The following is a 13,130-nucleotide window of genomic DNA, read 5'->3' as shown; positions in this document are numbered from 1 at the left end:
CCGAACACAGAAGTTAAGCTCCGTAGTGCCGAAGATACTTGGTTGGAGACGACCTGGGAAAATAGGTAGGTGCCGGCTTTCTCTTTGCCCATTTTCAGGGCCCTTGCCAAACGGCAGGGGCCCTTTTTTTGCCCTCAGAGGGGGCCTTGTATGCGTCGCCGGTACGGCCTCGGGGGTGCTGCTGCCGAATGCGTTCCGTGTCTTTAATGGGAGGAGCTTCCCGCGAAAGGCCCTTTTCTTTTTCGTTGTTTTGTGCGATGATAAAAGGGAAAAGGAGGCACGGCTATGCTGAAATTTCCCTGCCTTGTGCTGGACCACGACGACACGGTGGTGCGCAGTACCCCGACCATCCATTATCCCGCGTTTGCTAAGACCCTGAAAACCCTTCGCCCCGATGTCAATTGGACTCTGGAACAGTTTGTAGCGTACAATTTCGACCCGGGTTTTGAGGCAATGTGTCGGGATATTCTGCATTTTACCCCCGAAGAGATGAATTTTCAGGAGGCCAGTTGGCGCGCCTGGTCTGCCGCCAACATTCCGCCCGCATTTGAGGGGATGGAGGAGCTTCTGCGCCGCTATCGCCTTCAGAACGGCGTGGTGTGCGTGGTGAGCCATTCCAGTGAGGAGACCATCCGAAGAGACTACCATCAGCACTTCGGATTTGAGCCCGACCTGGTCTTTGGCTGGGAACTGGGTGCGGATAAGCGCAAGCCTGCACCCTGGCCACTGGAACAGATCATGGCACATTTTTCCCTAAAACCCCAACAGCTCTTGATGGTGGACGACCTCAAGCCCGGCTGGCAGATGGCGAAAAGCTGCGGCGTGCCCTTTGCCTTTGCGGGCTGGGGCTGCAGTGTGGAGAGTATTCAGCACTTCATGCATCAGAACGCGGACTATGATCTGCGGCAGGTGAGCGAGCTGCAGCAACTGGTGCTGTGAGGTAAAACTTATAGGGCTTAATGGGCCTGGAATATACGGAAGGGACGGCGCTTTTGTGATCCAACTTTATGAACTGCTCGATTATGTGTGGCCCAATTCTGTTGTGCTGAACCTTGGAGAATACGAAAACCGGCATTTCATAATTAAGCAGCAGATTGACTCAAAGTTTACAAGCCGGCAGGGAATGGACGTTTATACGTAAGCGGTCGAGCATAAACACTTCCCCCAGCACAAGATTTGTGATATTTATGCCGACAAGGGTATCATATATATAGACCTTTGTTGCAAGAAGGAGCCTCCCGAGGTTGAAAGGAAGAGGTCCAATGCGGTGAAACCTATCATTCGCAGACGCGAAAATGGTTGAACTGCCTGTTTTGCCTTGAGCGGCCTTTCTATGGGGCATATCATCCCGGAAATCGCGCTATAATGCGAAAAAACTCTTGCAATCAGCCGGGGTTTGTGGTATAGTATTAAAGCCGCATGGTTTGGGCATCCAAGAGGTGTGAAACATTCACCCGCCTTATCGTCCAGCGAGACTTATATAAGAGAGGCAAAAACTATGTACGCGATCATCGTTACCGGTGGCAAGCAGTACCGCGTCCAGAAGGGCGACGTGGTCTTCGTTGAGAAGCTGAACGCCGAGGAAGGTTCCACCGTCAAGTTCGAGAACGTCCTGGCTGTGGGCGGCGAAGGCGACACCAAGGTGGGCACCCCCAATGTGGAGGGCGCCAGCGTGGAGGCCAAGGTCGTCAAGAACGGCAAGGGCAAGAAGCTGAACATCATCACCTATCGTCCCAAGAAGGGCAGCGCCGGCCGTATGGGCCATCGTCAGCCCTACACCAAGGTCGAGATCACCGCTATCAACGGTTAAGTAATGGAGGTGTAACACAATGGCACATAAAAAAGGCGTAGGTTCTACTAAGAACGGCCGCGATTCCGAGTCCAAGCGTCTGGGCGTCAAGCGCGCCGATGGTCAGTTCGTGCTGGCCGGCAACATTCTGGTTCGTCAGCGTGGCACCCACATTCACCCCGGTGAGAACGTGGGCAAGGGCAGCGACGACACCCTGTTCGCCCTGGTTGACGGCAAGGTCAGCTTTGAGCGTATGGGCCGCGACCGCAAGAAGGTCAGCGTCCGCCAGTAATGGTTTGCAAAGCCGCAGGGGCCAGCCCCCTGCGGCTTTTCTGGTTGTTAAGCGCCCCGCGTGCAGGGCATACTGTGAGCAGAACAGCCCGCCTGCGGCGGCGCAGAGAATAAGGAGAACAACATGTCCATGTTTGTAGATGTGGCCAAGATCACCATCAAGGCCGGCAAAGGCGGCGACGGCGCGGTGAGCTTCCACCGCGAAAAGTTCGTGGCGGCCGGCGGCCCCGACGGCGGCGACGGCGGCCGGGGCGGCAATGTGGTCTTTGTGGCCGATGATAACCTGTCCACCCTGATGGATTTCCGCTACAAGCGCAAATACGTGGCCGAAGCCGGCCAGAACGGCGGCGCTGCCCGCTGCACCGGCAAAAACGCGCCGGACCTCATCATCCGCGTGCCCCGCGGTACGCTGGTGAAGGAGGCCAACACCGGCCTTGTGATGGCGGACATCTCCGGCTCGGAGCCGGTGGTGGTGGCCAAGGGCGGCCGTGGCGGCTGGGGCAACACCCACTTCGCCACTCCCACCCGCCAGATCCCCAAGTTCGCCAAGCCCGGCCTGCCCGGCCAGGAGTTCGAGGTGCGTCTGGAGCTGAAGCTTATCGCCGATGTGGGCCTGATCGGCTTCCCCAATGTGGGCAAATCCACCCTCATCAGCGTCATCAGCGCGGCCAAACCCAAGATCGCCAACTATCATTTCACCACCCTGTCCCCGGTGCTGGGCGTGGTGCGGGTGGGCCCGGAGCAGAGCTTTGTGGCCGCCGACATCCCCGGCCTCATCGAGGGCGCCAGCGAGGGCGTGGGTCTGGGCCATGATTTCCTGCGCCACGTGGAGCGCTGCCGTCTGCTGCTGCATGTGGTGGACGTCTCCGGCTGCGAGGGCCGCGACCCGGTGGAGGACTTTGAGAAGATCAACGCCGAGCTTGAGAACTTCAGCCCCGAACTGGCGGCCCGGCCCCAGATCGTGCTGGGCAACAAGTGCGACATCGCCACCGAGGAGCAGATCGAGGCCTTCCGCGCCTACATCGAGGGCAAGGGCCTGACCTTCCTGCCCATCTCCGCCGCGGCGAACCAGGGTCTCAAGACCCTGCCCGGCCTTGTGTGGGAGAAGCTGCAGACTCTGCCCCCGGTGCAGACCTTCGAGGCGGAGTATGTGCCCCAGGCGGTTCCCGTGGGCGAGCGCACCTACACCATTGAAAAGACCGGCGAGCACGAGTTTTGCATCGACGCGCCCTGGCTGGAGCGCATTCTGGCGGGCAGCGATGTGGATGACTACGAGAGCTTGCAGTACTTCCAGCGTCAGCTGGGCGACAGCGGCATCCTGAACGACCTGGTGGCCCAGGGCGTGCAGGAGGATGACACCATCAAGATCGGCGAGTACGAGTTCGACTATATTTTCTAAGACGCGGGCGCAGCCCGCAAAAAGGAGCTGGAGCATTTGTATCTGGAGAGCGAAACGCCGGTGGACATCCACGAGCAGTCGCCGCTGAACCTGGCCTTTGTGGGGGACGGCGTGCTGGAGCTGCTGGTGCGCCGCCGGCTGGTGGAGCGCACCCGCCTCACCCCTGGCAAACTGCACGCCGTGTGCGTGCAGTATGTATCCGCCAAGGGCCAGAGCAAGGCGCTGGAGGTCATCGAGCCGCTGCTCACCGAAGCGGAGCAGGCGGTGCTGCGCCGCGGGCGCAACGCCAGCAAGGCCACGGTGGCAAAACACGCCACGCCCCAGGAATACCGCGCCTCCACCGGCTTTGAGGCGCTGCTGGGCTGGCTTTACCTCACCGGGCAGACCGGGCGCATCGAAGAATTGTTCGAGGCGCTTTGGGCGGGCTTTGACCCGCTGGAAAAACCCGAGGAATAAGCCCCGGCGCCGCTTGCTTGCGGCCCTGCGGCGGAGCACGGAGAACGCAGAAAGCGGGGGCCGGGCGGTTCATCCCGTCCGGCCCCCGTGTGCGTTCAGAGCGCTGGTTATTTGGTGCCTTTGCCGCCCATGCAGTTCTTGGAGCTGTTCTTGGCGGTGTTGGTGGTCTTGGCGTTCACAGGGTTCGGGACCATGTTCTTGGCGCCGGTCTTGTCGTTCTGAGAGGTGGTCTTGGCGTTCTGGCTGCTGGTCTTGGTGTTGCGGTTGTCCATGATGATAGTCTCCTTTCCATAACGGGGGCGGCTGTTTGTCGGCCCCTTCGTTCCTATTCTGTCCCGGTTTGGGACGGTTATACAAAGGCGGTGGAGTATGTACCCGGAATATTTTGAAGCGAGGGAGCGTGCGCTGCTGGGCGAGCGGTTCGAAGCGCTGTTTAGCGCATCCGAAGCCCCGGCCCGGGGCCTGACGGTGAACGGCCTGCGCTGTACGCCCGAATGGCTGGCGCAGCGGCTGGACGCGCCGCTGACGCCCTCGCCCTTCTGCGCGGCGGGCTTTGCGCTGGGCGACAGCGAGCTGCGCCTGGGCAAACACCCCTATCACCACGCGGGCGCCTTCTACCTGCAGGAGCCCTCGGCCAGCGCCCCGGCGGCGCTGCTGGAGGTGCGGCCCGGCCAGCGGGTGCTGGACATGTGCGCCGCGCCCGGCGGCAAGAGCAGCCAGCTGGCGGCGGCGCTGAAGGGGCAGGGAGTGCTGGTGAGCAACGAGTACGAGCCCGCCCGCGCCCAGGCGCTGATGAGCAATCTGGAGCGGATGGGCCCGGTGAACTCGGTCATCACCACCGGCGACACCGCCCGCCTTGCGGCGGCGCTGCCCGGCTGGTTTGACCGGGTGCTGGTGGACGCGCCCTGCTCCGGCGAGGGGATGTTCCGCAAAGAACCCCAGGCCGTTGCCCAGCACAGCCCCGCCCTTGTGGCCCGGTGCGCGGCTCTGGGCGCGGAGATATTGGAGAATGCCGCCACGGTGCTGGCCCCCGGCGGGCTGCTGGTCTATTCCACCTGCACCTTCGCCCCCGAGGAGGACGAGGGACAGATCGGGCATTTCCTGGCCCTCCACCCGGAGTTCGAACTGCTGGACTGCGGCGTTTCCTTTGGCGCGCCCGGTGAAGAAAACCGCTGCGGCGAACACCCCTTCCCGGCGGGTTTGACCCGCCGTATCTGGCCTGCCCAGGGGGGCGAGGGCCACTTCATGGCCAAACTGCGAAAAAGCCCGGACGCCCCGGTGGTTGTTCCCAAGCGGACAAAGCCTGCCCGCCCGCCCAAGCCCTGCGCCGAGTGGCTGGCCTTTGCGGCGGAGTATTTCCCGGCGCTCAAAGGGCAAAGCGCCCAGGCGGCGGGGGAGAGGCTGTTCCTGCCGCCCCAGGGCTGGCAGGGAGAAGGGCTCAAATTGAGCATCGCCCGCTGCGGCGTGACGCTGGGCCGGGCGCAGAAGGGCCGCTTTGAGCCGGACCACCACCTGTTCATGGTCTTTGGCCCGGAGTGCGAGAATCGGGAGGAACTGACCCTTGGCGACCCGCGCACCGAGGCGTGGCTGCGGGGCGAGGAGATCGAGGCTGTCACCGCGAAAAACGGCTGGTGCGCCGTTCTGGTGGACGGCCTGCCCCTGGGCGGTGGCAAGGTGAGCGGCGGCCGGGTGAAGAACCACTACCCCAAGGCCCTGCGGAATCTCAAATGACGGGAAGGCGAGACGGATGATACGAAGCGCGACCCAAAACGATTACGCGCCGGCGGAGGCCATCATGGAGCAGGTGCAGGATCTCCACGCCGACTGGCGGCCGGACGTTTACCGCGCCGGAGCCACGGTGCTGACGCCGGACTATTTCGATGAACTGGTGCGCGCCGGGCAGGTGTTGGTATACGAAGAAAAAGGCTCTGTCGCCGGCGTTGTCATCTTCCGGGAGCGGCAGGCGGGCGGCCCCGTGAAGATGGAGCGCAAGACCCTTTACATCGACTCCATCGCGGTGGATGAGGCGCACCGGGGGCGGGGCATCGGCCGCCGGCTGCTGGACGAGTGCAAGGCCATTGCGCGAAATCGTGGCTGCTGCGGCCTGGAACTGCAGGTGAACGCGGCGAACGCGCGGGCGATGAAACTCTACCGGGAGTACGGCTTTGGCGAAAAGTCGGTGAACATGGAGCTGAACTTCTGAAAGGAGCCCCCAAAAACCGCGCAAACAGGCGGCAAAAGGGCCCCTGCGGCCCGCCGCCCCTCTTGTCATCCCCGGCGGGATATGATAAAATTATTTAGTTACTGGCAATTGTTTGGGCAAAAAATGGCCCAAGATGTAATAGGAGGAATCCGAATATGTCCGGACACAGCAAATGGAACAACATCAAGCGCAAGAAGGAGAAGACCGACGGCCAGAAGGCCAAGATCTTCACCAAGGTCGGCCGTGAGATCGCAGTGGCGGTGCGTGCCGGCGGCGCTGACCCCAACTCCAACAGCAAGCTGCGCGACCTGATCGCCAAGGCCAAGAGCCTGAACGTGCCCAACGACAACATCCAGCGCATCATCAAGCGCGCCGAGGGCGGCGAGAAGGACAACTACGAGGCCATCACCTACGAAGGCTACGGCCCCTGCGGCGTGGCCATGATGGTGGAGACCCTCACCGACAACCGCAACCGCACCGCGGCCAACCTGCGCCACTACTTCGACAAGTTCGGCGGCAACCTGGGCAACATGGGCTGCGTCAGCTTCATGTTCACCCAGAAGGGCGTCATCGTGCTGGACGGCGAGGGCCTGGACGAGGAGAAGGTCATGGAGGACTGCTTCGATGCCGGCGCCGAGGACTTCGACATGGGCGACGACGTGGTGGAGGTCACCTGCGACCCCGACAGCTTCTCTGACGTGCGTCAGGCTCTGGAGGACAAGGGCTACAGCTTCATCTCCGCCGAGGTGGAGATGGTGCCCGCCACCACCACCGCCATCACCGACGAGGACAACCAGAAGCTGATGGCCAAACTGCTGGACGCGCTGGACGACGACGACGACGTGCAGAACACCTGGCACAATCTGGAGAACGAAGAGGACCTGGATCGCTGATCCGGCCCCCTTTGCGCCCGGCATCGGGCGAGTTTAGGCGCCTGTCCGTCCGACCCGTTTCGGGGGGCGGCGGGCGCTTTTCACTGTGAAAGGAGGCGATGGCAATGGCCGACGTCATTCTCTGTCCCCACTGCCTTTCCCGGGTGGAAGCGGGCAAGGAGCAGTGCCCTTTCTGCGACAAGAGCCTGCGGAACACCAATCCCCCCGGCACTCTGCCCTATGCCAGCCTGCTGGCAGGGCGCTACACCGTGGGGCGCCACATCTCCACCGACGGCGAAGGCGTGACCTATGCCGCGCTGGAAAACAGCGGCGGCGTGCGGGTCATTTTGAAAGAGTATTTCCCGGTGACCCTCAGCGAAGGACGGGACACTGCCGGCGCCATCCTGCCCAAAGAGGGCAAGGAGGTGCTGTTCAAGACCACGCGGATGGACTTTGCCGACCTGCACCGCAGCATCATGCGCATCACCCCCACCACCGGCCTGGCCGCCGTGCTGGACGTGGTGGAGACGAACAACACGGCCTACGCCGTGCTGGAGCAGGTGGGCGGTGAGAGTCTGAGCCATTACCTCAGCGAGCACCCGGGCTGCATCCCCGTCGCCCAGGCCCGCAGCATGATGCAGGCCGTGATGGAAGGCGTGGCCGCCCTGCACAAGGCGGGGCTGGTGCACCGGGGCATTTCCCCGGAAAACATCCTGCTCACCGGCAGCGGCACCGCCCGCCTGTGCGGCTACGGCACGCTGGGCCTGCGCACCGAGGGCAGCGAGCTGAAAAGCCGCCTGTACGAGGGCTATTCCGCCCCCGAGCAGTATTCCGCCGCCGAGTTCGAAGGCCGCTACACCGACGTGTACGGCCTTGCGGCGGTGTTCTACCGGCTGGTCACCGGTCAGGCGCCGGTGAGTGCCCGGCAGCGGCTGGTGAGCGACAGCCTGCCCGCCGCACGGCAGCTGGAGCCGTCGGTGCCGGGGCATGTGTCCGCCGTGCTGGAGCACGCCCTTGAGATGGAGCCCGCCCGGCGCATCCAGAACGTGCCCGAGCTGATGGGCTCGCTGATGAGCGAGCGTGCGGCGGAGAGCCTCAGCCAGCCCCGGCGGGAGTGGGCGGTCAGCGGCAAAAGCCTGCTGGCGGGCAGTCTGGTGGTCATTGCGGTGCTGTTTGCGCTGCTGCTCTGGAGCATCCTGGGCCGCGACAGCGGCCAGCAGGTCACCAGCACCAGCCAGCCGTCCAGCAGCGAAGTCGCCGAGACGGTGATGGTGCCGGACTTCACCGGCTACACTTACAGCCAGCTGCAGAGCGACCCTCAGTTCAGCGCCAACTACCGCTTTGCCATCGTCGCCCAGGAGTACAGTTCCGACCATGCCCAGGGCGTGGTCATTGACCAGAGCCCCGAGGCGGGCACCACCACCACCGATGAACAGCCGCTGATCGAGCTGGTCATCAGCAAGGGCCCGGAGAAGGTGGAGATGCCCAACATCATCGGCTTCACCCGGGAGAGCGCCGAGAAGGAACTGGCGGCCAACAACATCAAGGCCAGCTTCTTCATGATCGAGAACAACGGCGATTATGCCAGCGACTGCGTGGTGAGCACCGACGTGGAGGCGGGCACTTTCATCGACGTGAACAAGGTGACGGTGAACGTCTATATCGCAAAGGAGCGGGTGGTCATCAATCCGCCCGAGCCCACATCGGAACCCACGCCCACGCCGGAGCCTTCGCCTTCGCCCAGCGCGCAGCCGGAGAGCTGAAAACAGACAAAGCACGGCCCCGCGGAAAGCTTCTGCGGGGCCGTGCTTTTTGCTTGCGGGGCAGGGGAGAGCGGCACAAAGAAAACCGCCCCGGTCTTGCGGCCGGGGCGGTTTGGTGAACATTAGTCGCTCACGTAGGGCATCAGGGCAACGTGACGGGCGCGCTTGATGGCGACGGTCAGCTCCCGCTGATGGAAGGCGCAGGTGCCGGTCACGCGGCGGGGAATGATCTTCGCACGCTCGCTGACATACTTGCGCAGGCGGGCAACATCCTTGTAGTCGATGTGCTCCACGCGGTCTACACAAAAGCTGCAGACCTTCTTGCGGCCGCGGCGCACGGGGCGCTGGGGCCGGCCTTCGGTCTTCTCAAAAGCCATGGCTGGTTACCTCCTGTTAGAATTCGATTCGTTAGAACGGAAGATCCTCGCCGTCGTCGATCACAGCAAAATCCTCATTGCTGCCGGCGGAATAGCTGGGGGCCTCCTGGGCCGCCTCACGGGGAACTTCCTGCCGGGGCGCGTAGCTGCCGGTGCCGGTGCTGCCGCCAGACTTGCTGCTGGCGAAGTGAACGTTGTCGGCCACGATCTCAAACGCCTTGCGGTTGTTGCCGTTCTTGTCCTGATAGGTCCGGGTCTGGATGCTGCCGTTCACGGCGATCAGAGAACCTTTCTGGAAATACTTGCAAACGAACTCGGCGCTGGAACGCCAGCAGACGATGTCGATGAAATCGGCCTGCCGCTGTTCACCCTGGCGCACAAAGCTGCGATCCACCGCGATGGTGAAGGTGGTCACGCTCACGCCCTGGGGGGTGTGGCGCAGTTCCGGGTCGGCCACCAGCCGGCCCATCAAAGCTACAACATTCAGCATTGGTTGGCCTCCTTACTCGGCTTCGGCCACGATCATCGTGCGGAGAACGCCGTCGGTGATCTTGTAAACGCGATCCAGCTCGGCGGGGAACGCGGGCTCACTGGTGAACTTGATCACAGTGTACACGCCCTCTTCCTCGTCGTTGATGGGGTAAGCCAGGCGGCGTTTGCCCCAATCGTCAACAGAATCGATGGTACCATTCGCCTCGATCAGGCTCTTGAACTTGCCGATCAGAGCGGCGGAAGCCTCCTCATCGAGAGCGGCGCTGGTAACCAGCATGGTCTCGTACTTTGCCATTTCTGTGCACCTCCTTTTGGACATATGGCCCCTTGCGGGGCAAGGATAGCCACCCTTTTTAAGGGCAGCAATTTATTATACCAATCAAACAGGCGGCTGTCAACCGCTGTTTGACGGTTTTTGAGGGGATTTTTGCCTCAAACGGCAAGGCCCGCCATCGGCGCGGCCATCAGAGGGGCAAGCGCCATGAAGGAGAGCAGGAGATAAATGCCCAGCACCACCGAGAGGCTCACCACCAGGGCGGTCACGCTCACGCCGCCGGCCTTGGCCAGCGCCGCGGGGGCGTCGGCCGCGGTGCAGCTTTGCAGCGTGCGGGCGATGCGCTTTTCACCGATGCGCCGGTACCAGTACACGGCGAACAGGCCCTCGGTGAACTGGATGGCCAGATTCACCACCCGCAGCACATTCAGCACGGTGGAGAAAACCTCCAGGTTCAGCCCGGCCACCAGGGGGCTTTCGGCCAGGACCAGGAACTGCAGCAGCTGGGGAATGTAGGCGCCGAACACGTCCAGCGTCAGGAAAATGGCGGCGGGCACCCACATCTTGCGGTAGAAGAAATAGAACGGCCCGAAGAAGAAGGCGGAGAAGGAGACTGCCAGCTTCTGGCCGGTCACGGCCATCCGCTTGAAGTTCATCAGGTAGTAGCCCGCGTTGGGGCCCAGAAAAGCCGCCCAGTCCCGCGCCTTCACGCCGCCCAGGTCGTCCTCCGGGCGCAGCTGGCCGGGAGCGGCCTGCCGTGCCCCGGCATAGGGGTCATACTGGGGGCCGGTGGCGGGCCCGTAGCTGGCAGGCCCATAACCGGAAGGGCCGGATGCAGCCGGGCCGCTGCCGGGGGCGTAGCGGGGGCCGCCGGAGCGCAGGGGCGCGCCGCAGCTCTCGCAGAACAGGCCGCCCGCCGGGTTCATCGCGCCGCAGGCGGCGCAGCGGATCTCCTGACCGGAGGCGGAAGCAGCGTCCCAGTTCGGCATTTCGCCGGGAGCGGGCTTCCACTCAAACCCGGCGCCGTGCCGGTCGGCAAACAGGCACCCGGCATTTTTCTGGTAGCAGGCGCGGTGGTAGGGCGCGCCGCATTCGGGGCAGACCACCAGGTCGTCCCCGTCGGTGAAAGGCTGCTGGCACACAGGGCACTTGCAGCCGGTGAAATCAGCCATAAAAACTCCTTTTCGCCGGCCCTGGGGCCGGCAGACGGTATTTGATGCTATTGTAGCGCAAACGGGGGCAAAATGCAAATGGAGCGCAGCGCAAAACCCTTTACTTTGCGCCGGGTTTCGGCTATACTACTATGGGATATGTTTAGAGCACACAGAAGGGAATTGCGATATGATCACCATTGACGAACTGAAAATGCAGATGGGCGACCACCGGCAGGCCACCGCGGAGCTGGGCGACGCGCTGGCCATCACCGCCAGCGAGAAGCGGGTGGCCGAGCTGGAGCACAAGATGACCATGCCCGGCTTCTACGACGACACCGAGGCCAGCGGCAAGGTGTTCAGCGAGATGAGCGCGCTCAAGGGCAAGCTGGAGCGCTATTCCAAACTCAAGACCCTGTGCGACGACGCGGACACCATGCTCCTGCTCTGCGAGGAGGAGAACGACCCCACCCTCATCCCCGAGGCGGAGGCCGCGGTGAACGAGGTGGCCAAGGCCGTGGAGGAGCTGCAGCTCATCACCCTGCTCAGCGGCCAGTACGACAAGAACAACGCCATCCTCACCTTCCATGCGGGCACCGGCGGCACCGAGGCCCAGGACTGGGCGGACATGCTCTTCCGCATGTACAACCGCTGGGGCGCGGCCCACGGCTTCAAGGTGAGCACCCTGGACTATCAGGACGGCGATGAGGCCGGCCTCAAGAGCGCCTCCATCATGGTGGAGGGCCCCAACGCCTACGGCCTGCTGAAAGGCGAGAACGGCGTGCACCGCCTGGTGCGCGTCTCCCCCTTCGACAGCCAGAGCCGCCGCCAGACCAGCTTTGCCAGCCTGGAGGTCATGCCCGAGCTGGACGACAGCATCCAGGTGGAGATCCGCCCCGAGGACATTGAGATGCAGGTCTACCGTTCCTCCGGCGCGGGCGGCCAGCACATCAACAAAACTTCCAGCGCGGTGCGCCTGATCCACAAGCCCACCGGCATCGTGGTCAGCTGCCAGACCGAGCGCAGCCAGTTCCAGAACCGCGACACCGCCATGAAGATGCTGGCTTCCAAGCTGTATCAAATCAAGGAGCAGGAGCACCTGGACAAGATCAGCGACATCAAGGGCGTCCAGAAGGAGATCGCCTGGGGCCACCAGATCCGCAGCTATGTGTTCATGCCCTACACCCTGGTGAAGGACCACCGCACCGGCTACGAAAACGGCAACGTGCAGGCCGTGATGGACGGCGATTTGGACGGCTTCATCAACGCCTATCTGAAAGCCGCCAGCCGCGGCGAGCTGCAGGACACCTGATAAAACCGCAACGCAAAAGGGCGGCGCGGGCTGAAGTTCAGCCCGCGCCGCCTGTTTGTTGCATAATTCAAACGACGGTTGAAAAAATAACCTTGTGGTTTGAAAAAGGCTCCATTGTGCCCGCGGGAACACCATGGTAAGATGGAAAAAGAGAAAGGGGCGTGGCAAAGATGAACGCCATCGGCGAAACGGTGCAGCGGCTGCGGCGGGCGAAGGGCCTGACCCAGGGCCAGCTGGCGAATCAGCTGGGGGTCAGCAGCGCGGCGGTGAGCAAGTGGGAGACCGGGGGTTCACTTAGATAAAGATACCACACCAATCCCACGCTGACTTTTGCTCAACCAATACAGCCGGAGGGCTGGATAACAAGAAAAGGCGGTATGCGCCCCGTGGAGGGGTAGCATATCGCCTTTTCTTGTGGGGGTTTCCAAAGGGGGCAACGCCCCCATTTGGCACACGACTTTGCGAAGCAAAGTGTAGTGTGTTATACGCTCTGTCGGCGTTGTCGTGAAAATGCCGTTGCCGCCGGGGAGGGCAAGGGCATTTGAAGCGGCAAGATTTGAAGCGGCAAGAAAACAGGGCTGTGCTTGCGTGGCGTGGAGCCGCAAGCGCAGGTCTGGTTTCATCAGCAGACAGGGCGTATATGAAAGCCCCCGTCCCTCGTCCTACGCTCCGACTTGTGGACAAAGTGTCCCGAAGTTGTGGCCACACTCCCGGAAAAGTAGCAGGACAGCGGGCAACCGTCAAGGCTGAA

Annotated in this window: 15 protein-coding genes, 1 rRNA gene and 1 pseudogene; 12 read left to right on the top strand and 5 right to left on the bottom strand. The window is 62.7% G+C overall.

The window, feature by feature from the left end:
- From rrf to ACMI1Q_RS06740, 6 genes are all read left to right on the top strand, one after another.
- Positions 1 to 78: ribosomal RNA gene (gene rrf, locus ACMI1Q_RS06765) — 5S ribosomal RNA — on the top strand; the annotation flags it as partial.
- 207 nt (positions 79 to 285) lie between these two features.
- Positions 286 to 939: an HAD family hydrolase gene (locus tag ACMI1Q_RS06760; RefSeq protein WP_419503219.1), complete on the top strand. Its 654-nt coding sequence runs from the start codon at positions 286 to 288 to the stop codon at positions 937 to 939.
- 559 nt (positions 940 to 1,498) lie between these two features.
- Positions 1,499 to 1,810, top strand: coding sequence for a 50S ribosomal protein L21 (gene rplU, locus ACMI1Q_RS06755; RefSeq protein WP_419503218.1), 312 nt, complete (start codon positions 1,499 to 1,501; stop codon positions 1,808 to 1,810).
- Between the two features lie 19 nt (positions 1,811 to 1,829).
- Complete coding sequence (gene rpmA, locus ACMI1Q_RS06750) at positions 1,830 to 2,081, top strand: 50S ribosomal protein L27 (RefSeq protein ID WP_177522778.1); 252 nt, start codon at positions 1,830 to 1,832, stop codon at positions 2,079 to 2,081.
- A gap of 129 nt (positions 2,082 to 2,210) precedes the next feature.
- Entirely contained in the window at positions 2,211 to 3,479 is a 1,269-nt protein-coding gene (gene obgE, locus ACMI1Q_RS06745) for a GTPase ObgE (RefSeq protein WP_330058175.1), read from the top strand.
- 36 nt (positions 3,480 to 3,515) lie between these two features.
- Positions 3,516 to 3,935: a Mini-ribonuclease 3 gene (locus ACMI1Q_RS06740; RefSeq protein ID WP_419503217.1), complete on the top strand. Its 420-nt coding sequence runs from the start codon at positions 3,516 to 3,518 to the stop codon at positions 3,933 to 3,935.
- 107 nt (positions 3,936 to 4,042) lie between these two features.
- Here ACMI1Q_RS06740 and ACMI1Q_RS06735 read toward each other — a convergent pair whose 3' ends face one another.
- Positions 4,043 to 4,207: a hypothetical protein gene (locus ACMI1Q_RS06735; RefSeq protein ID WP_177522776.1), complete on the bottom strand. Its 165-nt coding sequence runs from the start codon at positions 4,205 to 4,207 to the stop codon at positions 4,043 to 4,045.
- Positions 4,208 to 4,304: 97 nt separating this feature from the next.
- Here ACMI1Q_RS06735 and ACMI1Q_RS06730 point away from each other — a divergent pair, with 97 nt between their 5' ends.
- From ACMI1Q_RS06730 to ACMI1Q_RS06715, 4 genes are all read left to right on the top strand, one after another.
- Entirely contained in the window at positions 4,305 to 5,666 is a 1,362-nt protein-coding gene (locus ACMI1Q_RS06730; RefSeq protein WP_419503216.1) for an RsmB/NOP family class I SAM-dependent RNA methyltransferase, read from the top strand.
- Between the two features lie 16 nt (positions 5,667 to 5,682).
- Positions 5,683 to 6,138, top strand: coding sequence for a GNAT family N-acetyltransferase (locus ACMI1Q_RS06725; RefSeq protein WP_419503215.1), 456 nt, complete (start codon positions 5,683 to 5,685; stop codon positions 6,136 to 6,138).
- Between the two features lie 155 nt (positions 6,139 to 6,293).
- The gene (locus ACMI1Q_RS06720) at positions 6,294 to 7,031 is read left to right on the top strand and encodes a YebC/PmpR family DNA-binding transcriptional regulator (RefSeq protein WP_419067962.1); all 738 of its coding nucleotides are present in this window, start codon (positions 6,294 to 6,296) and stop codon (positions 7,029 to 7,031) included.
- A 104-nt stretch (positions 7,032 to 7,135) separates the two neighbouring features.
- Entirely contained in the window at positions 7,136 to 8,773 is a 1,638-nt protein-coding gene (locus tag ACMI1Q_RS06715; protein ID WP_419503214.1) for a protein kinase domain-containing protein, read from the top strand.
- Between the two features lie 122 nt (positions 8,774 to 8,895).
- Here the strand turns inward: ACMI1Q_RS06715 and rpsR are convergent, their stop codons facing one another.
- The 4 genes from rpsR to ACMI1Q_RS06695 form a co-directional block, all read right to left on the bottom strand.
- Positions 8,896 to 9,150 (bottom strand): 30S ribosomal protein S18, encoded by a 255-nt coding sequence (gene rpsR / locus ACMI1Q_RS06710; protein WP_177522045.1) that lies wholly within the window; start codon positions 9,148 to 9,150, stop codon positions 8,896 to 8,898.
- A 31-nt stretch (positions 9,151 to 9,181) separates the two neighbouring features.
- On the bottom strand, positions 9,182 to 9,640 hold the full coding sequence (locus ACMI1Q_RS06705; RefSeq protein WP_177522046.1) for a single-stranded DNA-binding protein: 459 nt from the start codon (positions 9,638 to 9,640) through the stop codon (positions 9,182 to 9,184).
- A 12-nt stretch (positions 9,641 to 9,652) separates the two neighbouring features.
- Positions 9,653 to 9,937, bottom strand: coding sequence for a 30S ribosomal protein S6 (rpsF, locus tag ACMI1Q_RS06700; RefSeq protein ID WP_177522047.1), 285 nt, complete (start codon positions 9,935 to 9,937; stop codon positions 9,653 to 9,655).
- Positions 9,938 to 10,074: 137 nt separating this feature from the next.
- A complete protein-coding gene (locus ACMI1Q_RS06695; RefSeq protein ID WP_419503213.1) occupies positions 10,075 to 11,088 on the bottom strand; it encodes an RING finger protein in 1,014 nt (337 codons plus the stop codon).
- 169 nt (positions 11,089 to 11,257) lie between these two features.
- On the opposite strand from ACMI1Q_RS06695, the gene prfB reads away from it, so the two are divergent.
- Positions 11,258 to 12,379 carry a peptide chain release factor 2 gene (gene prfB / locus ACMI1Q_RS06690; protein WP_394981288.1) on the top strand — a complete coding sequence of 374 codons (1,122 nt, stop codon included), beginning with the start codon at positions 11,258 to 11,260 and terminating at the stop codon, positions 12,377 to 12,379.
- A 170-nt stretch (positions 12,380 to 12,549) separates the two neighbouring features.
- Positions 12,550 to 12,672: pseudogene (locus ACMI1Q_RS06685) on the top strand (helix-turn-helix domain-containing protein); the annotation flags it as partial.
- Positions 12,673 to 13,130: the final 458 nt, after the last annotated feature.

Source organism: Candidatus Allofournierella excrementavium, assembly GCF_048526665.1.
Lineage (GTDB): Bacteria > Bacillota > Clostridia > Oscillospirales > Ruminococcaceae > Allofournierella_A > Allofournierella_A excrementavium.
Note: the sequence above shows the minus strand (reverse complement) of the source record. Positions and strands in the feature narration are given on the sequence as shown.